We start from the raw sequence: 21,273 nt of genomic DNA, 5'->3' as shown, positions 1-21,273 counted from the left end.
CAGAGATCTGGACAGGCAAGGCGATGCCGCCGGCACGCGTGCGCAGGGCGCGCATGCCCGGGGTGGATTTCGATTGTTGGTCAAATCCTGCCGTGATCGTCGGATGACGCCCGACGTTTCAGGCAAGTGTGCTGGTGTCTTTGCTCGACGCGACTTCCCGATCGTGACGCTTGATTATTTTCTTATTTCCAGACCCATTCGGCGCTATTTGCGTCGCTCGGGTCTCTATTTCAGCCTACCTTGCTGTTCGGTCCGCGCTGTTCATGACTGGTTATCATTAAAACGATGCTACGCGCGGAGATGATAGCGCTGCCTCTCAAAGGGACAGGGCGGCGCCGCCCGCACGGTCGTCTCGGCGGGCGGGCTCGGGCGCGGCCCGCCGCCTCTTCGATCTCACGGCGACGTGAACGCGCCCGAGCGATACGCCGCTGCGGGGGAGGCCCGCCGATCGCGAACCGGCATGGTCGGCGCGTTCCGCGACCGCGTCGGGACGGCGCCGGGAGAGAGGATTATCGTCTCCCCCGGGCGCCCTCGGGCCGACGTGGCACGCTTTCGCCCCATTGATCGGCGACACGAAGCGTCTTTTGCGGCAGGGCGTCGCGGACGAGCGCCGCGTCGCCCACGCCCCTTCCCGCCCCACCCTGCCCCGCCGCCGAGCACCCAAGGAATTCGATGAGCCGTCGCCCGTCCGCGCGCAGCCGAACCGCCCGCGAAACGCGCCTGCGCAGCCCGATCCGTCCGGTGATCGTCGCCTGGCTGGCGGCGCTGCTGCTCGCGCCCGGCCTCGTGCAGGCGCAGGCGCCCGCCGCGCAGCCGACGGCCCCCGCCAAGGCCGAGAAGGCGCCCGACGGCAAACCGGCCGAGGGCAAGTCCTCGGATGGCAAGTCCTCGGATGGCAAGCCGGTCGAGGCGAAACCGGCGGACGCCAAGCCGGCCCCTCCGAAACCCGAGATGTCCGAGGCGCTCAAGGCGGTCCGGGCCAGGCTCGACGCGGCCAAGAACGACCTCGCCGCGCGCGAGAAGGAGCTGGCCCGCACCGATCTCGGCACGCCGGAGCTCTCCGCCATCCGCGACGGCGTCGGCCCGGTCACCGACGAGATCCGCACGATCATCGGCCGTCTCGACGCGCCGCTGGAATCGGCGCGCGAGCGCCTGACCCAGCTCGGGCCGAAGCCGAAGGACGCCGAGGAGAGCCCGGAGGTGGCCCAGGAGCGGGTCGAGCGCGACGCGGCGGTCTCGCGCATCGACGAGACCCAGCGGCTGGCGCGCTCGCTCCTCGTCCAGGGCGACCAGATCATCGACCGGGTCTCGAACCGGCGCCGGGAATCCTTCACCAAGGGGCTGTTCGAGCGCAGCCAGGCGCTGGTCAGCCCGCAGCTCTGGAGCCGGGTCGCGGCCGACGTCCCCCGCGACATCCGTTCGCTCCAGAGCGCGCTGTCCGACATCCTGCTGCTGTTCTCGCGCAACGGAACGCTCGGCAACCTGCTGATGCTCGGCCTCGCCTTCGGCGTGTCCGTGGCGCTGTATTTCGGCCGGCGCAACATCGCCCCGCGGCTCGGCCGGCGCGACGCGGCGATGACCGACCCGAGCCGGCGCCAGACCCTGCTCGGCGCGTGGCGGGTGCTGCTGCTCGGCACCGTGCCGGCGGTGATCGGATCCTACACGGTGTACTACGCCCTCGACGCCACCGACCTGCTGCCCTCCCGGCTGCTTCCGGTGGCCGGCGCGATCCTGGCCGGCCTCGCCTTCATCGCCTTCGTCGAGGCCCTGTGCGACGGCCTGCTCTCGCCGGACAAGCCGCAGTGGCGGCCGGCGCCGGTGAGCGACGCGGCGGCGATCCGGGTGACGCGGCTCGCGGTCGGCATCGCCACGGTGATCACCGTGGTCAAGTCGATCGAGGCGCTGAACTCGGGCATCTCGGCGGCGCTGCCGATCTCGATCGCCACCCGCGGCATCGGCGCGGTCGCCACCGCGCTGATCCTCGCCATCGGCCTGCACCGCTTCGCCGACAAGGAGGAGGAAGAGGAGGCCTGCTTCGGCCCCTACGTGCCGACGAAGACCACCACCGGCATCGGCGGCCCGGCCCGGCTCGTCGGCTGGGCGGCGGTGGCCGTCATCGGCGTCGCCGCCCTCGTCGGCTACGTCGCCTTCGCGGCGTTCGTGATCGACCAGCTGGTCTGGACCGCGAGCCTGCTGGTGCTGCTCTACCTGCTGGTGCAGAGCGCCGACACCTTCGTCGGCGGCTCGCTCTCGGACGACACCCGGCTCGCCACCGCGCTCCAGGCCAATACCGGCCTGCGCAAGCGTTCGCTCAACCAGATCGCGGTGCTCTCCACCGGTGCCGCGCGGGTGCTGCTGTTCCTGATCGTGGCGCTCCTGGTGCTCGCGCCCTGGGGCCTCGATTCGACCGACATCGTCTCCTCGATCCGGCAGGCCTTCTTCGGCTTCAAGGTCGGCGACGTCACGATCTCGCTCTCGACGATCGCGCTCGGCCTCGGGATCCTGGTCCTCGGCATCGCCATCACCCGCGCGGTCCAGCGCTGGCTCGACCAGGTCTACCTGCCCGCCACCGACCTCGACGCGGGCCTGCGCAACTCGATCTCGACGGTGTCGGGCTATTGCGGCTTCCTGCTCGCCCTGGCGCTGGCCTTCTCCTATCTCGGCCTCAGCCTCGAGAAGCTGACGATCGTGGCCGGCGCGCTCTCGGTCGGCATCGGTTTCGGCCTGCAATCGATCGTCAACAACTTCGTCTCGGGCCTGCTCCTGCTCTGGGAGCGGCCGATCCGCGTCGGCGACCAGGTGGTGATCGGCGACTCGGAGGGCATCGTGAAGCGCATCTCGGTGCGCTCCACCGAGATCCAGACCTTCGACCGCTCGGCGGTGATCGTCCCGAACTCGAACCTGATCTCCGGTATCGTCAAGAACCGCGTCCGCGGCGACCGGACGGGCCGGGTCTCGCTGGTGGTCAACGTGCTGCGCAACCAGGACCCGGCGCGCGCCGCCGAGATGCTGCTCGCCTGCGCCGCCCAGCACGCCGACGTGCTGAAGGAGCCGGCGCCGCGCGTGGTATTCCGCAAGATCGGCGACCCGTTCCTCGAGTTCGAGCTCGTGGTGATGATCGTCGACGTCAGCCTCGGCCAGAAGGTGCAGAACGACCTGAACTTCTCGGTGTTCAGGACCCTGTCCGAGGCGGGCTTCATCCCGCCGCTCGGGCCGGGCTCCAGCATCGTCACGGTGCAGGGCCTCGACGGGATGCAGGACGCGTTCTCGGAGATCGCCGGCCGGTTCCGCCCGCCGGCCGCCGAGGAGGGCCGCGACGGACGGCGCGACCTGAGCGCGATCGGCGCGCGGTAGCGCGCCGGCGGCGCCGAAAGCACGCCTCGGTAGATATCTCGCGCGATCATACTCGCTTGGGTTGCAGGGACGGGCGTCCTTGGCCAAACCTTCCGCATCGTTCGCGAGAGGGCGGGATGATTCGCGCAGGCGGCGGACGCGCGACGCCGCGGGCGACGCGACGGCCGCCGGGGGCCCGGACCCGCACGCCGCCCGCGGATCGGGCACGGATGTCGGGCCTTACACGCGTTGAAGGCCCGGGTGCCGGCGGATATGCAGTCGCGGATCGCGGCGGCCTCTCGCTCATCGACCGACGGAATGTCACGTTCAGAGGGAGAGGCTTCGCAGATGAGCACCAAGACGGCACTGATCACCGGCATCACCGGGCAGGACGGGGCGTATCTCGCGCAGCTGCTGCTGTCGAAGGGCTACGCGGTGCACGGGGTGGTGCGGCGCTCGAGCCATGCCGGGGTGTTCGACCACCGGCTGAAGTGGCTCGGGATCGAGAACGAGGTGGAACTCCACGACGGCAACCTGCTCGACCTGTCGAGCTTGGCCCGCATCGTTCAAGCCGTGCAGCCGGACGAGGTCTACAATCTGGCCGCGCAGTCGTTCGTCACCGCCTCGTGGCAGCAGCCGCTGCTGACCGGTCAGATCACGGGCTTGGGCGCGGTCAACCTGCTCGAATGCGTGCGCACCCTCAAGCCCGACGCGCGCTACTACCAGGCCTCGTCGTCGGAGATGTTCGGCCTGATCCAGGAGCAGGTGCAGAGCGAGGCGACGCCGTTCTACCCGCGCTCGCCCTACGGCGTCGCCAAGCTCTACGCGCACTGGATGACGGTCAACTACCGCGAGAGCTTCGCCCTGCACGCCTCGAACGGGATCCTGTTCAACCACGAGAGCCCGCTGCGCGGGGTCGAGTTCGTCACCCGCAAGGTCACCGACGGGGTCGCGCGGATCAAGCTCGGGTTGGCGAAGGAACTGCGGCTGGGCAATATCGACGCCAAGCGCGACTGGGGCCACGCCAAGGACTACACCCGGGCGATGTGGATGATGCTGCAGCAGGACAAGCCCGACGACTTCGTGATCGCCACCGGCCGCACCACCACGGTGCGCGACATGTGCGCGCTCGCCTTCGCGCATGTGAATCTCGCCATCGACGACCACCTCGTCATCGACGAGAAGCTGTACCGGCCGGCCGAGGTCGAGGTGCTGCTGGGCAACCCGGCCAAGGCCGAGGCCGCCTTCGGCTGGAAGGCCGAGATCTCCCTCGAGGCGATGATCCAGGAGATGGTCGAGGCCGACCTGAAGCGCCTGGGCGGGCGCACGTGACCGGCCTGCGCCGCAGCGCGACGGCCCCGGCCCGCGTGCGGAGCCGCGTGCGCCCGTGAAGCGCATCCTGGTCACGGGGGCGGCCGGCTTCGTCGGGCGGCACGCGCTGGCGGCGCTGTCGGCCGGCACCGGGGCCGCGGACCGGATCCTCGGCATCGGCCGCGGCCGCCCGGCCGTCCTGCCGGAGCGGGTCGCCTACGAGACGGTCGACCTGCTGGACGAGGCGGCGCTGCACGCCAGCGTCGCCGCGTTCCGCCCGACCGACGTGCTGCACCTGGCCGCGATGGCCTCGGTGCAGCAATCGGCGGATGCGCCGGGGGAGACCTGGCGGGTCAACCTCGTCGGGCTCCTGAACCTCGCCGAGGCGGTGGCGCGATCCGCCCCCGGCGCAGGCTTCCTGTTCGTCAGCTCGGGCGAGGTCTACGGCCGGGCGTTCCTGGCCGGCCGTCCGCTGACCGAGGCGGCCTTGCCCGATCCGCAGGGGCCGTATGCCCGCTCGAAGTGGTTCGGCGAGGCGATCCTGCGCGACCTGCTGGCCAAGGCGGAGGTGCGGCTGGTGATCCTGCGGCCGTTCAACCAGATCGGGGCCGGCCAGGACGAGCGCTTCGTGGTGCCGTCCTTCGCCGGCCAGATCGCGCGGATCGAGGCCGGGCTTGTGGCGCCGGTGCTGGCGGTGGGCAATCTCGCGGCCGAGCGCGACTTCCTGCCGGTCGGCGACGTGGTGCGGGCCTATGTCGATCTGATCGGGCGCGGCCTGGACATCGCGGACGGGTCGGTGTTCAACGTCGCCTCGGGGCGGCCGCGCAGCATCGCCAGCGTGGTGGACGACCTGCGCCGGCACGCGCGGGTGCCGTTCGAGGTCCGGGTCGCACCGGACCGGATGCGCCCGTCGGAGATCCCGGTGGCGGCCGGCGATGCGACGCGCCTGACGGAGGCCACCGGCTGGACGCCCAAGGCCGACTGGGACGCGGCGCTCGCCGACGTGCTCGAACATGCCAGGGCGACGCTGGGCCGATCCGTGCCGTAGGGGAATTTCGTCGACGATCGGTGAGAGGCGTGGAGAGGCCGTCGTGAGCAGCCTGAAGTTCGGGACGAGCGGCCTGCGCGGCCTGGTGACGGACCTCGTCGGGTGGCCGAGCTACGCCTATGCCGGGGCATTCTTCCGCTCCGTCGGCGCGGCGTGCTGCCCGGGCCGCACCGTGGTGATCGGGCGCGACCTGCGCGACAGCAGCGCCGGCATCGCCGCCACCGTCGCCACCGCCGCCGCCGCGGCGGGCTTTGCGGCGATCGATTGCGGCGCGCTTCCGACGCCGGCCCTGGCGCTCGAGGCGATGCGGCGCGGGGCCTGCGCCGTGATGGTCACCGGCAGCCACATCCCGCAGGACCGCAACGGCCTGAAGTTCTACCGGCCCGACGGCGAGATCACCAAGGCCGACGAGGTCGCGATCCTCGCCGCCCTCGGCGACATCGCCGCGGCCGGGACCATGGCGGCCCCCGTCGCCGCGACGCCGGACCCGGACGTGATCGACCGCTACCGGCGCCGCTACGGCGACGTCTTCCCGCCCGACACCCTGAGCGGGATCCGCGTCGCCGCCTACCAGCAGAGCTCGGTCGCCCGCGACCTGCTCGCCGACCTGCTGGCGGCGTTCGGCGCCGAGGTCACGCCGATCGGCCGCTCGGAGACCTTCGTCCCGATCGACACCGAGGCCCACCGCCCGGAGGACGTCGCCTTCATCGCCGAGGTCATGGCCTCGGGCGACTTCGACGCCCTGGTCACCACCGACGGCGACGCCGACCGGCCGCTGGTCGCGGACGCCGCCGGCGGGATCGTGCGCGGCGACGTGCTCGGCCTGATCACCGCGCGCCATCTCGGCGTCGACGCGGTGGTGGTGCCCGTCACCGCCGGCTCGGCGATCGAGCAGGCCGGCGGGTTCGGGCAGGTGATGCGCACCCGCGTCGGCTCGCCCTTCGTCATCGCCGGCATGGAGCAGGCGCGGCGGGCGGGGGCGAAGGCGGTCGCCGGCTTCGAGGCGAACGGCGGCTTCCTGCTCGGCTCCGACGTCGCGGTCGGCGACAAGGTCCTGCCCGCCCTGCCGACGCGCGACGCGATGCTGCCCATCCTGGCGACGCTGGCCGCATCCCGGCAGGCGGGGCTGGCGCTGGCCGACCTCGTGGCCTCGCTGAACGTCGGCGAGATGGCGAGCGACCGGCTGCCCGACACGCCGGCCGAGCGCAGCGGCGCCCTCCTGCAAAGCCTCGGCGACGCGTCGTTCCGCCGGACCTTCCTGCAGCCGGTCGGCACCCCGGAGGCGGTCGACGCGCAGGATGGGATCCGGATCGCGCTCGACGGCGGCCGCACGATCCACTTCCGCGCCTCGGGCAACGCCCCCGAGCTGCGGTGCTACACCGAGGCGCCGACCGCCGCGGAAGCCAAGGACCTCCTCGCCTGGGGGCTCGACGCGGCGGCGGCGGCGATGGCGGCGGTAGCCGGACGCGCGTAGCCGTCGCCCCCCCCCGGGACTCGAGGGCGCGATGCCGGCCGGTCAGGCGAAGCGGATCGATGCGCCGTGCGTGCGGAAGGTGTTCCGCCCGGCGCGCTTGGCGGCGTAGAGCGCCGCGTCAGCGCGGGCGAAGGCATCCGCCGGCCCGCCGCCCGCGACGGCGGCGATGCCGACCGAGGCGCCGACCCGGATCGTGACGCCGCCGACCTGCATCGGGCGGCCCATCGCATGGACGATCCGACCCGCCAGGGCTTCGGCGCCGCGCGCGCTGCCATGGCCGCCGAGCAGGATGGCGAATTCGTCGCCGCCGATCCGCGCCACGAGGTCGGCCCGGCGGCAGAGCCCGGCGATGCGGTCGGCCGCCTCCCGGAGGCAGGCATCGCCCGCCGCATGCCCGAAGCCGTCGTTGACCGCCTTGAAGCCGTCGAGGTCGACGAGAACGAGCAGGCCCGCGCCTTGCCGGCACAGGAACGCGAGCCGGTCCTCGAAGCACATCCGGTTGGCGAGGCCCGTCATCCCGTCGAGATCGGCCCGTCGGCGCGCCGCCTCGGCGGCCAGCCTCTCGTCGGTGATGTCCTGCTTGATCCCGAACAGCCGCACCGCGACGCCCGCGCGCGCCTCCACCGTGGCGGTCAGGCGGATCCAGCGGATTTGCCCGGCGGCGGTGCGGATCTCGGTGTCGAGGCGGAAGCCGGTCCGCTCGGCGATCGCTCGCGAGCGGGCCGCCTCGAGGGCGCGGCGCGAGGCCTCGGGGTAGTGCTCGAGGGCGCGCCCGCGCGACAGGGCCGTCCCGCGCGGGATGCCGAACAGGTCGTAGACGCCGGAGGACCAGTCGATCGCCTCGTCGCGCAGGCGGCATTCCCACACCCCGATCCCGGCCGCGGCCGCGGCCCGGTCGAAGGTGCGCTGGCGCTCGGCCAGCCGCTCGGCGTCCCGGCGGATCAGGCGCAATTGCGCCTCGGCCGAGCGGATCGTCCCCACGCCGCGGCGACGTCGGGGTGGATGGGCGGTCCGGTCATGCGGCGGGCGACGTCGCACCGACGAAGCCGCCCCGCAGGTTCGCCTCGATGATTCCCACGCGATTCCCGACCCGGACCGGAGCGCGCCGGGACGGCCCGGCATCGACGGCTCCATTCGGTACAGCTTAAGCGCGAGCCGGTGAAGGGTTCGTCAATCCTGATGCACGTCGCCGCTGCACGGCGCCCCCGGGCACCCTATATGTCGCGGCGGTGGCCCGATCGACGCGGGCCGATGGCGAGCGGCGGATCGGACACGTGGGCAGCATCGGACGATACGGCGCGGGCGCCCTGCTGCTCGCCGGCGCGGCGCTGCTGGCCGGGTGCGCCACCGACACGCAGACCACCGCGGCGCTGCCGAGCCTCTACCTGCCCCTGTCGAACAACGCGGCCCACGTCGACACCGAAGCCGCCCGCGACATGATCTCGGCCTATCGTCGCGGCCGCGGCGAGGCGGCGCTCGCCCTCGACCCCGAGCTCCAGAAGCTCGCCGAGGCCGAGGCGGCGTCGATGGCGCTCGCCGACCGGCCGAGCAAGGCGCAGACCGTGAAGGGCGCCGTCGAGCGGCTCGGCTTCGCGTCGGCCAACGCCAACCTGTCGGCCGGCTACCACACCCTCGCCGAGGCCTTCTCCGGCTGGCGCGACAGCCCGCCCCACAACGCCGTGATGCTCGATCCGAAGGCCGCCCGCATGGGCATCGCCACCGCCTACGCACCCGGATCGAAGTACAAGGTCTACTGGGCGCTGCTGACCGCGAAATGACGGCCGAGCGACGGCCCCGGCGCGGAGGCGGACACGTGCGATGCGGGTGAAGCCTGTTCTGGTCGCTCTCTGCCTGATGCTCGCCTCGTCCGCGCGGGCCGAGCCGCTTCGCCTCGTCCTCGGCACCGCCACCCCGGGCGGCGGCTTTCCGGCCTACGGCGCGGCGCTGGCGGCCTCGGTCCGCGCGGTCGACCCCGACCTGACCCTGGAGACCCGCGCCACCGGCGGCTCGGCCGAGAACGTCCGGCTGCTGCGCGAGGGCGCCCTCGACCTCGCGCTGGTGCAGGGCGAGTTCGCCTACGACGCGCTGGCGGCGGGTGACGGCCCGCGGCTCACCGCGGTCGCGCCGATGTACGCCACGCCCGGCCTGCTCGTGGTCGCGGCGGCGAGCCCGGTCCGTACCCTCGCCGACCTCGCCGGCAAGCCCGTCGCGCTCGGCACCCGGAATTCCGGGCTGACGGTGATGGGCCGCGCGGTGCTCGCCGCCTCCGGCCTCGACCCGGAGCGCGACATCGTCCCGATCCTCCTGGAGCATGCCGGCGACGGCCCGGCCATGGTCGCCGACGGGCGCGCGGCCGCGCTCTGGGGCGGCGGCATCGGCTGGCCGGGTTTCGCGGCGGTCGCGGCGATGCCCGGGGGCGCCCGCTTCGTCGGCCCGTCGCCGCAGGCGATCGACCGGGCGCTCGCCGCGCGGCCCTCGCTGCGCCGCATGACCGTGCCGGCCGGCAGCTTCCGCGGGCAGGATTCGGCGATCGAGACCGTGGGCTCGTGGAGCCTCGTCCTCGCCCGGCCGGGCCTCGACCCCGAGGCGGCCCACCGCCTGGTCGCGGCGATCGGCCGGGCCGGCGCCGGGCTGGCCGGGCGCCTGCCGCAGGGACGCGACAGCGATCCCGCGAATCTCGCCGCCACGGTGCCGGCGGGGAGCCTCAACCCCGGGACGGCGCGGTACCTGCGCGAGATCGGCGCGGCGCGCTGAGCCGCCGGCCCGGGGCAGGTCCCCGTCGGCGCATCCTCGATCGGGCTCGAACCCCGTGATCCGCGATGCGGTCGGGCATCCGGCGCAGCGTCGGCGCGCGAGGTTCCGGCCGGCGCCGTCGGCGCCCGATCATGTGGCCCGGGGGCCTGTGGCGCGGCCGGCCCGAACGTCATGGTCGCGAGATCCCCGTGCACGACGCGCGATGCGAGAAATTCGCGCGCCTGCGCGCATCGCGCGCTTGTGGAGCCCTCGGGGACGAGGTTAGGAAATCTTGCTGAACGAACCGTAAAGGCCTCCCCGCAGCGCGGCGGATCCGTCAGGCGCCGTTCAGCCAGCCCCTGGCATAAGTCCCGTCGCGCCAAGCGTTTGGGAGCCCGGAGCTCGGGATTCCCGAATTCACCGTTCCGGCGATCGGACGGAGCGCGACGGAAGAAGGAAGACCCGGACCGCAGCCGCGGACCGGGTTCGAGGGGGAAGAGCGCGCTGGGCCCGGGCAACACGGGGCGCGCCTGAGGTCGGTGTTCGGAGCTGACATGTCGCTGTTTCGTCTGTACGCGCGCGTTCTGAGCCTTCTGGGCAACGACAAGCGGCTCGCCATCGGCCTCGGGTTCGCCAACGTCGCGCTGGCGGTGGCGGCCTTCGCCGAACCCCTGATCATGGGCCGCATCATCGACGGGCTGACCCACCTCAAGCGCGGCGGAAACGGCCTGCAGACCATGCTGCCGCTGATCGCGGCCTGGGTCGCGTTCGGCTTCTTCACCATTGCGGCGGGCGTCGCCATCGCGCTCCACGCCGACCGGCTGGCCCACCGCAACCGCCTCTCCACCATGGCGAACTACTTCGAGCACGTCCTCGACCTGCCGCTCGCCTTCCACTCGGCGAACCATTCCGGCCGCGTGCTGAAGGCGATGCTGGAGGGCACCAACGGCATGTCGGCCCTGTGGCTCGGCTTCTTCCGCGACCACTTCGCGGCCCTGGTCTCGCTCGGCGTGCTGCTGCCGATGACGCTGTTCGTGAACTGGCAGCTCGGCTCGATCCTGCTCGTGCTGGTGCTGGTCTTCACCGCGCTGACCACCTTCGTCATGCGCCGCACCGAGACGCTGCAGGGCGAGGTCGAGTTCTACAATTCGGGCCTGGCCGCGCACGCCTCCGACGCGCTCGGCAACGTCGCCGTGATCCAGTCCTTCACCCGCGCCAAGGCCGAGAAGGACGCGATGCGCGACATCATCGGCAACCTGCTCGCCGCGCAGATCCCGGTGCTGTCGTGGTGGGCGCTGGCCAACGTCGCGACCCGCGCGTCGGCCACCATCACCATGACCGCGGTGTTCGTCACCGGCATCATGCTCTACCAGGCCGGCCAGACCTCGGTCGGCGAGGTCGTCGCCTTCATGAGCCTCGCCACCGCCCTGGTGACGCGCCTCGACCACGTGGTCGGCTTCGTCAACGGCCTGTTCCAGCAGGCGCCGAAGATCGCCGAGTTCTTCACGATCTTCGACACGGTGCCGGCCGTCCGCGACCGCTCGCACGCCGTCCAGGTCGCCCGCTTCGCCGGCGAGGTCGAGTTCGAGGGCGTCGGGTTCTCCTACGACGGCCGCCGCAAGGCGCTCGACGGGGTGTCGTTCGCGGCCCGCGCCGGCGAGACCATCGCGCTCGTCGGCACCACCGGCTCGGGCAAGTCGACGACGCTGGGCCTGCTGCACCGCAGCTTCGACCCGGGCGCCGGCGCGATCCGCATCGACGGGATGGACATCCGCGACGTCGCGGTGTCGTCGCTGCGCCACAACATCGGCGTGGTGTTCCAGGAGCCGATGCTGTTCGCCCGCTCGATCCGCGAGAACCTCCAGGTCGGCCGCCCGGACGCCACCGATGCCGAGATGCTCGACGCCCTGGAGCGCGCCCAGGCCTCCGCCTTCATGGCGCGCCAGCCCGACGGCCTCGACACGGTGATCGGCGAGCGCGGCCGCTCGCTCTCGGGCGGCGAGCGCCAGCGCCTCTCGATCGCCCGGGCGATCCTGAAGAACCCGCCGATCCTGATCCTCGACGAGGCGACGAGCGCGCTCGACGCCGCCACCGAGCGCCGCCTGCAGGGCGCGCTGGAAGCCGTGATGGAAGGCCGCACCACCTTCGTCATCGCCCACCGCCTCGCGACGATCCGCAACGCCGACCGCATCCTGGTCTTCCACGAGGGCCGCATCGTCGAGAGCGGCACCTTCGACGGCCTGGTCGCGCAGAACGGCCGCTTCGCCGAGCTCGCCCGGGCGCAGTTCATGGCCGCCGAGGCGGACGAGGGCGAAGCGGTGCTGGCTCTGGCGGCCTGAGGTCGAGCCGAACCACCGGGACCGCGCTTACGCACGCGCGGTCCCGGACTTCGAGCGCCGATATAGCGATATGCTATAGGTAGATCTTGAAGCGAATTGCCTACGGCAAGGCCGCCCTTAAGACCCTGAGCCGCATGCCGACCAACGTGTCGGCGATGATTCGTTCAAAGATCACGCAGTACGCAGCCGACCCGGCAGCGCAGGCCCACAACGTGACGCGTCTGAAGACCATGGACGGCGCCTGCCGGCTTCGGATGGGCGACTGGCGGGTCCTGTTCACCGAAGACGGCGAGATCGTCGCGATCATCAAGGTGGCGCCCCGGGCAAGCGCCCACGATTGAGCGGTCGATCCCGACGATGCCCGCGCCATCGCGCCCGACCGAGAAGGACGTTGCCATGAACGCGCATCGCTTCACGACACCGGCCGGCGAGCGGCTCGTGATCCTGAGCGAGGCCGACTACACCGCGCTGACCCAGGCCGCGGAGGACGTGGCCGACCAAGCCGCCGTCGCGCAGTTCCGCCTGAAGCTTGCGACCGGCGAGGAGGAGCTGATCCCCGCCGAGGTCGTGGACCGGCTGCTCGGCGGCGACAACCGCATCCGGGTCTGGCGCGAGCATCGCGGGCTCACGATGGCGGCGCTCGCGGCGCAGGCCGACATTGCCCAACCGTTCCTCTCGCAGATCGAGACCGGCAAGCGCGACGGCACCGTGGAGACCCTTCGGAGGATCGCGGACGCCCTCGCGGTCACGCTCGACGACCTCGTCGGCTGACGCCGGCGCGAGCGGCCAAAAGAAAACGGCCCGCCTCCCGTTTCGGGGAGGCTGGCCGGATGAGGTTTCGGATCACACCGAGTCCTGGGGCCAACAGCCCGAGGCGGACTCGGTTCCCGGCAAAGCGTCTCGTCCTAGGCAACCGGCGGACGCGCCTGGCGTGCGTGCATCCGCGCCCGCAGCCGGCTGCGCTTGGCCGCGATCACGGTGCCGTTGATCTCGCCGCCGAACAGGAACATCGCCGCGAGCCAGTACAGGAACACCAGGAACACCATCGCGGTGGCGAGGCCGCCGTAGGTCGAGGCGTAGGCGTTCGAGAAGCGGTCGAGGTAGAACCCGAAGCCGAGCCCGGCGAAGAACCACAGCAGCAGCGTCACGCCGATGCCCGGCAGCACCGCCAGGAACGAGCGCCGGCCGGCGGCGACGAACTTGTGGGCGATGATCAGCACCGCGGCGAGCAGCAGCGCGGTGATGCCGATCCGCGCGATCGCGACGGTGAGGCCCAGGGGCTCGAGCCCCGGCGCGACGAGGACGACGTTGCGCCAGATCAGCGGGCCGAGCACCACCAGCAGCGCGAAGGCCAGCATCGCGCAGGCGCCGCAGACGACGTAGCCGATCGATTCGAGCCGGGTCAGCCACCATGGCCGCATCTCGCGCAGGCCGTAGGCGCGGTTCAGGCCCACCCGCAGGCTCTCGACGCCGGAGGACGAGAAGTACAGCGCCAGCAGCGCGCCGACCGTCAGCACCCCGCCGCGCTGCTCGGTGAGCACCCGGTGGACCTCGCCGACGATCGGCTTGGCGACCTCCCGCGGCCACGCGTCGAAGATTAGCAGGCCGGCCTCGTCGGCCAGGGACTTGGTGCCGAGCAGCCCCGCGAGCGCCGCGAGCAGGATCAGGAACGGGAACAGCGAGGTCAGGATCGACAGCGCGATGTGGCTCGCGATCGCCCAGCCGTCATGGGAGACGAAGCGCTGCGCGGCGATGCCCGCGACCTCGAGGGCGGTGCGGAGGGGTTTCATGCCGCCCTCCCCGCTCCCCGCACGCGGGGAGGGGGCTTTGCCGACCACGTCGTCGGCAAAGCGCGGCGGCAGCCGATGGTGAGGGGGCGTCGACGGAGGAGGCTCTTTCGGGGCCGCCCCCTCACCGCCGCTCCGGCTTCGCCTGCGCTTCCCGCACGGACGACGAGGTCCGTGCGGGCCTCTCCCCGCGTGCGGGGCGAGGGGATGCGCGGTGATCGCCGAGATGCTTCCGTCAAAGCGTTTGTCACGTGCGGCGATGCTACCCGATGGAGGATGCGTTTTGTGGGATACGTGATCGCGTTCCCGTCCCCGTCAACGCGTCGAGGGCCGGGGGGCGGCGTTCGGTGCCGGGGTGAAGCCTTCGGGCAACGGCGGGGCGCCCCCTGCCCCGGGGCGGGGGCGCCCCGGCTTTTTCGGTTGTCAGCGCGGACGGCGCGTGCTGCCTGCGCGGCACCATGCCCGCCCTCCTCGCAAACGTCCTGATCCCGAGCCTGTTCGTCCTGATCTGGGCGACCGGCTTCATCGCGGCCCGGTTCGTGGCCCCCCATGCCCAGCCGCTGCCCTTCGTGGCGTTGCGGGTGATCGGCGTGGCCCTGGTGCTCGGCGCGATCGCCCTCGCGCTTCGCGCCCGCTGGCCGCGGACCCGCGCGGGATGGCGCGACGCGATGGTCGCGGGCGTGCTGATGCAGGGCTGCTACATCGTCGGCGTGTTCTGGGCGATCCATCGCGGCCTGCCCGCGGGGATCGCGGCCCTCGTCGGCAGCCTGCAGCCGCTGGCGACGGCGATGCTGGCCGGGCCGGTGCTCGGCGAGGCGGTGAGCCTGCGCCGCTGGTGCGGAATCGGGCTCGGCTTCCTCGGGGCCGGGCTCGTGCTCGCCCCGAAGATCGGCGCCGCCGACCCGGCCGGCATCCCGCCGGTCGCGCTCGCCGCCTGCGCCGGCGCGGTCGCCGCGATCACGCTCGGCACGCTCTGGCAGAAGCGCACCGGCGCCGACGCCGACCTGCTGGCCACCGCGACCCTGCAGTTCGTCGGCGCCTGCGGCGTCGCGGTGCCGCTGGCGCTGCTGTCGGGCGACGGCCTCGCCGTGCCGCCGCTGCTGCCGGTCTGGCTCGGGATGGCGTGGTCGGTGCTGGTCAGCTCCGTCGCCGGGATCCTGCTGCTGCTCGTGCTGATCCGGCGCGGCGCGGTGGCCGGCGTCTCGGCGCTGCTGTTCCTGGTGCCGCCGGTCTCGGCGACCATGGCCTACCTGATGTTCGGCGAGGCGCTGACCGGGCTCCAGGTCGCCGGCATGGCGGTGGCCGCGATCGGCGTCGCAGTGGCGAACCGGGGCTAGGCGAGAGGGCGCGGCGACGGCACCCGCCACAGCGCACCGGTTTCGCCAACCGGTTGCGGCGTTGAGGAAAATTGCACGCGACTGGATAGAAAATTTAAGACGAATTGCGGCTCCGAGCCTCAAGAATTTGCTACGTCCCGGTGGATCGGGCCTATATTGCTCGCAACCGGAAACGTTCAGACGAAAGTGCCAGCCATGTCCGCTTCGCCCGCCTTCCAGCCCGAGCCGCAGGATCTCGTCGCCCTCACGCAGGCCGCCGGCGAATCCGCGAAACGTCTCGTCGCCGAGGCGACCCGCCGGGTCCGCACCCGCGTGCTGGGCACGGACGGCAAGGTCGACGCCGCCAAGCTGGAGGCCGAGCAGCACGCCGCCCACGGCCTCGCCTGGATCGCCACCTACGGCGAGGCGGTGCGCGAGCTCGGCACCTACGCCGCCAACCTGCGCGCGGCCGGCCGCCTCGGCGAGACCGAGACGCTGCTGGTGAAGATCGGCGCGGGCGAGTACCTCGAGCAGATGGTCTCGGGCATCCCGATGAGCCAGGGCGAGATGGTGCGCCCGGTCGGCTCGCTCGGGCTCACCGCCCGCGAGGTGCAGCAGTTCCGTACCGACGCGGTCGAGGCGCTGATCGCCGACGGCAACACCCCGGAGAACCGCGCCGCCCTGGTCCAGAAGATCCGCGACGGCGTGGCGTCGGCCACCGTCGGCGATTCCGGCCTCGACGAGGACATGGAGGCGATCCGCTCCGAGATGCGCCGCTTCGGCAAGGCCGAGGTGGTGTCCCAGGCGCACGAGTGGCACCTCAAGAACGACTACATCCCGATGGAGATCGTCACCAAGATGGCCGAGCTCGGCGTCTTCGGCCTGACGATCCCGGAGGAGTACGGCGGCATGGGCCTGCCGAAGATCTCGATGTGTGTCGTCTCCGAGGAGCTGTCGCGCGCCTATATCGGCGTCGGCTCCCTCGGCACCCGCTCGGAGATCGCCGCCGAGCTGATCCTGTGCGGCGGCACCGAGGAGCAGAAGCAGCGCTTCCTGCCCAAGATCGCCTCGGGCGACATCCTGCCGACGGCCGTGTTCACCGAGCCGAACACCGGCTCGGACCTCGCCTCGCTGCGCACCAAGGCGGTGAAGGACGGCGAGACCTGGAAGATCTCCGGCAACAAGACCTGGATCACCCATCCCGTCCGCGCCGACATCATGACGGTGCTGGTCCGCACCAAGCCCGAGGAGAAGGGCCACCGCGGCCTGTCGATGCTGATCGCCGAGAAGCCCCGCGGCACCGACGCGGAACCGTTCCCGGTCCAGGGCCTCACCGGCGGCGAGATCCACGTGCTCGGCTACCGCGGCATGAAGGAGTACGAGCTCGCCTTCGAGAACTTCGAGGTGCCGGGCAACAACCTCCTCGGCGAGGTCGAGGGCAAGGGCTTCGCCCAGCTGATGCAGACCTTCGAGTCCGCCCGCATCCAGACCGCGGCCCGCGCCATCGGCGTCGCCCAGTCGGCCCTCGACCTCGGCCTGCGCTACGCCGAGGAGCGGATGCAGTTCGGAAAAGCCCTGATCAGCTTCCCGCGGGTCGCCGACAAGCTCGCGATGATGGCGGTGGAGATCAACATCGCCCGCCAGCTCACCTACTTCTCGGCCCGCGAGAAGGACGAGGGCAAGCGCTGCGACCTCGAGGCCGGCATGGCGAAGCTCCTCGGCGCCCGCGTCGCCTGGGCGGCGGCCGACAACGCCCTGCAGATCCACGGCGGCAACGGCTTCGCGCTCGAGTACGCCGTCAGCCGCGTGCTCTGCGACGCCCGCATCCTCTCGATCTTCGAGGGCGCGGCCGAGATCCAGGCCCAGGTCATCGCCCGCCGCCTGCTCGAGGCGGCGTGAGACGACGCCCGGGCCGGGAGACGGCCCGGGCACCGCTCGGATCTTCCCGCCCCCCCAAAATCGGGCCCGCCCGAACCGGGGGCACGCGGAATCGGGCACGCGAGACATGCGGATTCCGGGTAAGCCCATGATCCGTCGAGGGGAGGGACGCGTGGACGCATCCGCTCCGAAACGGCCCCGGCCGGGCAGCGGCCACGCCCGCAATCCGGATCAGGGGTGCAGCCTCGGCTTACCGCGGCGCCGGCTCCGCTGGGCGCCGCACATCCTCACCGGTGCCGGGGGCGGCCACGGCCCTCGTCTTCCGGTCCCCGCGGTTTCGCGGCGGACGGAACCGGTCGTCGCCCGGCGACGGACGGCGCGCGAGGCTCACGGCGCGGCAATCGCGGCGACCTGCGGCGCCTCCGTCAGGAGCAGCCCCCGCACCTCGGCGGCCGCCTCGCGGGCCGGGCGGTCCAGGGCCTGCCGCAGCGCCGCGATCCGGGCCGCGCAGCGCGCCGGCGGGCGCCGGGCGTGCCGGCGCGGGCGGGCGTCGTCGCCCGCGGCGGCTCCCTCGGTCGGCACCGCATTCTGCCGTCGCGCCTGCACGATCAGCGCCGGCAGGCTCGGCACCGGGTGCGCGGCGTGCCGCAGGGCCTCGTCGATCGCGACCACGTCGCCGCCGGCGATGGCTTCGCACGCATCACCGTCGCCCGCCCCCACCGCCCGCGACGCTGCGAGCGCCGCATGCCCGAGCGCCCGGATGGTCGCGTCGTCGGCCCGGCGGAACAGGACCTTGAGGTGGTCGTTCGCCCGGGCACGCAACCCGTCGAAGGCGTCCGCTTCCGAGCGCCCGTTCCGGTAGCCGTCGCGGTACCAGGCGGCGATGCGGTCGAGGGCGGCGGGGTCGGCCTGCGCGAGGATCGGCAGGTTGCGCAGCACCTGCGCGCGGGCCGCCTCCGGGCCGTCGTCGTCGTCGAGGGTCGAGTCGGGGAAGCGGTCGGGCTCCACCACCTCGGTGACGGCGCCGGCCCGGATCAGGCGCTCGGCATCCGGCATCCAGATGTCGTCGGAGGCGACCGCCAGCGCCTCCGCCGTGAAGTCCGCGGCGATGCCGGCGTCGCGGTAGGCCGCCCGCTCGGGGCTGGCGTCGACGGCGAAGGTCTGCCCGAACAGGCCGGCCTCGTAGGGGGCGTGGAAGCCGAGGCGCCCGGCCGTGCCGAGGTAGCGCGCGCGGCCGCGGACGAAGGCCAGGGTGCAGGCCGAGGCGCATTCGTCGGGGACGTAGGTGTCGAGCCCGTGCTCGGCGATCAGCGCCCCCAGCGCCAGGCCCTCCTCGACCAGGCCGCCGCCGCTGGTGAGGTGGATGCGGCGGGCCTGCGGGTTCGCCGCCAGAAGGGCCTCGACCCGCAGCGCGACGCCGTCCATCAGGTCGCCGGCCACCCGCACGTCCGCCCCGCCCGGCCCGAGGGCGACCCGCGCCGCCGCGTCCGCCGGGGCGAAACGCTGCGCCAGATCGGTCGAGGCGCCGACGAAGGCCATCCGCAGGGAGGTCCGCGTGTCGGCCGAGCCCGCGCCGACGAGGCAACCGAGGCCGAGGGCGGAGGCGGCGCAGGCGATCGCGAACCGGGATGGGATGCGGCGACGGGTGTGGATCGGCATGCCGAAACCTCTCGCCTGCGGCGTCGCGCAGGTCGTCCGATGGCTGGACTTCGGGGTGGGACTGGACTTCGGGGTGGGATCAGGGTCGGGCCGACCGCGTCGGCCGGGTCGCCCGCGAGGGCGCTTCGCCGCTCAGGGCGTCTCGCTCGCGAGGTAGGCGACCATCATCTCGGCCACTGCGCGGCCGGCATAGGCCGGCGGGCTCTCGCCCCGGCGCACCGGGAAGGCGTCGACGATCCTGCGGCCGGCCAGGATGCCGCGCACCTCGTCGGGCATCAGGCCGTCGTCGATGGCGGTGGCGAAGGCGGCCCGGCCGTAATGCCGGCGGTGCGCCCGCGCGGCCAGGGCGAAGGTGCGGGATCCGAATGTCCGTCCCGCGCCGGATGCGTCAAATGCCGTGTCGTGATGGCCCATCGCCTTCGTCCTTCCGTGCCGTGTTGCGATCCTTCCCCGTGCCGTCGGTGCGACGACACGACGGGATCGGACGGGCCTCGGGTCGGGACTTGCGCATGGCGACGATCATGCCGGCCTCCGGGCGGCGTGCTGCCGCCTCTTGGGTTCGATGCTGATGATCCTAGCCAATGCGGCCGGGGATGTGCTTCCAAAGATCGCCGCCCCTGCAGGTCGGTCCTGATGCGGACGGATCGAACCGCAGAAGGATCGCGATCGCCGGCCGGTCGGGCCCGCGGCGTCGGCGCCGTGGATTTGCGCGGCCGCCCCACTGGCGTTCCGGACGCGCGCACGCCAGAATCGCCGCCATGCACGACGGCACCCGCGTGGAGATCACGCCCGAGATCCTTCTCAAGGCCTACGCCGCCGGCATCTTCCCGATGGCCGAGGACGCCGACGACCCGACGCTGTACTGGGTCGAGCCCCGCGCCCGCGGGGTGCTGCCGCTCGACGGGTTCCGCGTGTCGAAGCGGCTCGCGCGCACGGTGCGCTCGGACGTGTTCGAGGTCCGCAGCGACACCGACTTCGACGGCGTGATCGGCGGCTGCGCCGCCCCGCGCCGCGAGAGCGAGCGCACCTGGATCAACGGCCGCATCCGCGAGCTCTACGGTGCGCTGTTCGACCGCGGCCACGCCCACACGATCGAGGTCTACGCCGGCGAGCCGCGCCGGCTCGTCGGCGGCCTCTACGGGGTCTCGATGGGGGCGGCCTTCTTCGGCGAGAGCATGTTCCACGAGGTGCGCGACGCCTCGAAGGTCGCCCTCGTCCACCTGATGGGGCGGCTCCGCGCCGGCGGATACCGCCTCGCCGACACCCAGTTCGTCACCGAGCACCTCGCCCAGTTCGGCGCCGAGGAGCTGCCGCGCCACGTCTACAAGCGCCGGCTCGCCGAGGCGCTGGGCCACGCCGCCGACTGGAACGCCTGGCCGACGGACGGCAGCGTCCGAGGGGCGCAGGCCCTGGCCGCCCTCGGGCCGGGCTCCGCGGAGGCGTGAGGCTCCCCTTCCCTCCCCCGCTTCAGGGAGGAGGGAAGGGGGGACGCGGTCAGCGGAAGATCGCGTCGAAGATCGATTGCGGCTGCGGGGGCTGCGGCGGGGCCGGGGCCGGGCCCTCGTTCGACGGGAAGAACTTGCGCGAGGGCTTCTGGCGCGGCTGGACCGGGACGCCGCGCGGCGCCTCGACGTCGACCTGGCCGGCGGAGTTGACCTGCTGCACGGTCTTGGCGGCGTCCTTCGTGCCGCGCTTGCGCTCGGGCTTGGCGGCCATCGCCGGCACGTCCTCCTGCTCGCGCGCCTCGGCGATGATGTCGCTGCCGCCCTTACAATCCACGAGCCACACGTCGTAGATCGGGTGCTCGATCGCGTGCAGGCCGGGGCTCGAGGCGAACATCCAGCCGGTGAAGATCCGGCGGTACTTGTTCTCCAGCGTCACCTCGTCGACCTCGAGGAAGGCCGTGGTCTTGGCACTCTCGGTCGGCGGCCGCGTGTAGCAGACCCGCGGGGTGAGCTGCAGCGCGCCGAACTGCACGGTCTCGTCCACCGCCACCTCGAACGAGACGATGCGGCCGGTGATCTTGTCGAGGCCGGAGAACACCGCGGTCGGGTTCTTGATCTTGTCGGCGGAGGCCGGGCCTGCGCAGAGCGCGAGGGCGGCGAGGCCGAACGCGGCCCGTGCGGTGATGCGGCTCAAGGCACGCCCCTCTCGGCAAGTGAACGACGCGGCGCGCGGCCGGCGGATCGACGCGTTCAATACGGAAACGGTGGTGGAAAAAGGGCGCGGCCTCCGCGGGCGCGACGCGGGCGGACAGGGCCTGCAGGTCTCGTTTCCGGCCCCTCCCCGTCATCCCGGGGCGCCGGAGGCGAGCCCGGGATCCAGCGCAGCGGGTCTCGCTCCAGTCTGCGCCTCGCGGCGGCCCTGGATTCCGGGCTCTGCTGCGCAGCCCCGG

General features: G+C 72.6%; 17 protein-coding genes. 12 read left to right on the top strand and 5 right to left on the bottom strand.

Annotated features, from left to right (window positions below; translation table 11 throughout):
- The first annotated feature begins 672 nt into the window (after positions 1–672).
- The 4 genes from MKK55_RS25415 (at position 673) to MKK55_RS25400 (ending at position 7,166) form a co-directional block, all read left to right on the top strand.
- The gene (locus tag MKK55_RS25415; RefSeq protein ID WP_243938299.1) at positions 673–3,354 is read left to right on the top strand and encodes a DUF3772 domain-containing protein; all 2,682 of its coding nucleotides are present in this window, start codon (positions 673–675) and stop codon (positions 3,352–3,354) included.
- Between the two features lie 327 nt (positions 3,355–3,681).
- Entirely contained in the window at positions 3,682–4,665 is a 984-nt protein-coding gene (gene gmd, locus MKK55_RS25410) for a GDP-mannose 4,6-dehydratase (protein ID WP_243938297.1), read from the top strand.
- 55 nt (positions 4,666–4,720) lie between these two features.
- Positions 4,721–5,692, top strand: a complete 972-nt coding sequence (locus MKK55_RS25405) for a GDP-mannose 4,6-dehydratase (RefSeq protein ID WP_243938295.1) — start codon at positions 4,721–4,723, stop codon at positions 5,690–5,692.
- Positions 5,693–5,735: 43 nt separating this feature from the next.
- A complete protein-coding gene (locus MKK55_RS25400) occupies positions 5,736–7,166 on the top strand; it encodes a phosphomannomutase (protein ID WP_243938293.1) in 1,431 nt (476 codons plus the stop codon).
- A 42-nt stretch (positions 7,167–7,208) separates the two neighbouring features.
- Here the strand turns inward: MKK55_RS25400 and MKK55_RS25395 are convergent, their stop codons facing one another.
- Positions 7,209–8,147 (bottom strand): sensor domain-containing diguanylate cyclase, encoded by a 939-nt coding sequence (locus MKK55_RS25395; RefSeq protein WP_243938291.1) that lies wholly within the window; start codon positions 8,145–8,147, stop codon positions 7,209–7,211.
- A 293-nt stretch (positions 8,148–8,440) separates the two neighbouring features.
- Between MKK55_RS25395 and MKK55_RS25390 the strand changes: the two genes are divergently transcribed.
- From MKK55_RS25390 to MKK55_RS25370, 5 genes are all read left to right on the top strand, one after another.
- Positions 8,441–8,944: a CAP domain-containing protein gene (locus MKK55_RS25390; protein ID WP_147729617.1), complete on the top strand. Its 504-nt coding sequence runs from the start codon at positions 8,441–8,443 to the stop codon at positions 8,942–8,944.
- A 40-nt stretch (positions 8,945–8,984) separates the two neighbouring features.
- On the top strand, positions 8,985–9,920 hold the full coding sequence (locus MKK55_RS25385) for a TAXI family TRAP transporter solute-binding subunit (RefSeq protein ID WP_147862928.1): 936 nt from the start codon (positions 8,985–8,987) through the stop codon (positions 9,918–9,920).
- A 533-nt stretch (positions 9,921–10,453) separates the two neighbouring features.
- Positions 10,454–12,238 (top strand): glucan ABC transporter ATP-binding protein/ permease, encoded by a 1,785-nt coding sequence (locus MKK55_RS25380; protein WP_147728370.1) that lies wholly within the window; start codon positions 10,454–10,456, stop codon positions 12,236–12,238.
- 134 nt (positions 12,239–12,372) lie between these two features.
- Positions 12,373–12,579 (top strand): type II toxin-antitoxin system RelE family toxin, encoded by a 207-nt coding sequence (locus MKK55_RS25375; RefSeq protein ID WP_243938289.1) that lies wholly within the window; start codon positions 12,373–12,375, stop codon positions 12,577–12,579.
- Between the two features lie 55 nt (positions 12,580–12,634).
- Positions 12,635–13,009, top strand: coding sequence for a helix-turn-helix domain-containing protein (locus MKK55_RS25370; RefSeq protein ID WP_243938287.1), 375 nt, complete (start codon positions 12,635–12,637; stop codon positions 13,007–13,009).
- 134 nt (positions 13,010–13,143) lie between these two features.
- On the opposite strand, the gene MKK55_RS25365 is transcribed toward MKK55_RS25370, so the two are convergent.
- Positions 13,144–14,028: a YihY/virulence factor BrkB family protein gene (locus MKK55_RS25365; RefSeq protein WP_147844290.1), complete on the bottom strand. Its 885-nt coding sequence runs from the start codon at positions 14,026–14,028 to the stop codon at positions 13,144–13,146.
- Between the two features lie 455 nt (positions 14,029–14,483).
- Here MKK55_RS25365 and MKK55_RS25360 point away from each other — a divergent pair, with 455 nt between their 5' ends.
- Positions 14,484–15,362, top strand: a complete 879-nt coding sequence (locus MKK55_RS25360; RefSeq protein ID WP_147860325.1) for a DMT family transporter — start codon at positions 14,484–14,486, stop codon at positions 15,360–15,362.
- Positions 15,363–15,557: 195 nt separating this feature from the next.
- On the top strand, positions 15,558–17,240 hold the full coding sequence (locus MKK55_RS25355; RefSeq protein ID WP_147729428.1) for an acyl-CoA dehydrogenase family protein: 1,683 nt from the start codon (positions 15,558–15,560) through the stop codon (positions 17,238–17,240).
- Between the two features lie 366 nt (positions 17,241–17,606).
- On the opposite strand, the gene MKK55_RS25350 is transcribed toward MKK55_RS25355, so the two are convergent.
- Both MKK55_RS25350 and MKK55_RS25345 read right to left on the bottom strand, forming a co-directional pair.
- A complete protein-coding gene (locus MKK55_RS25350; RefSeq protein ID WP_243938285.1) occupies positions 17,607–18,878 on the bottom strand; it encodes a hypothetical protein in 1,272 nt (423 codons plus the stop codon).
- A gap of 132 nt (positions 18,879–19,010) precedes the next feature.
- Positions 19,011–19,292, bottom strand: a complete 282-nt coding sequence (locus tag MKK55_RS25345; RefSeq protein ID WP_147729864.1) for a hypothetical protein — start codon at positions 19,290–19,292, stop codon at positions 19,011–19,013.
- Positions 19,293–19,636: 344 nt separating this feature from the next.
- Between MKK55_RS25345 and aat the strand changes: the two genes are divergently transcribed.
- Positions 19,637–20,323, top strand: coding sequence for a leucyl/phenylalanyl-tRNA--protein transferase (gene aat / locus MKK55_RS25340; protein ID WP_147729863.1), 687 nt, complete (start codon positions 19,637–19,639; stop codon positions 20,321–20,323).
- A 49-nt stretch (positions 20,324–20,372) separates the two neighbouring features.
- Here aat and MKK55_RS25335 read toward each other — a convergent pair whose 3' ends face one another.
- Entirely contained in the window at positions 20,373–21,017 is a 645-nt protein-coding gene (locus MKK55_RS25335; RefSeq protein WP_147729817.1) for a DUF2155 domain-containing protein, read from the bottom strand.
- Positions 21,018–21,273 lie beyond the last annotated feature (256 nt).

The organism is Methylobacterium sp. J-059 (genome assembly GCF_022829485.1).
Lineage (GTDB): Bacteria > Pseudomonadota > Alphaproteobacteria > Rhizobiales > Beijerinckiaceae > Methylobacterium.
Note: the sequence above shows the minus strand (reverse complement) of the source record. Positions and strands in the feature narration are given on the sequence as shown.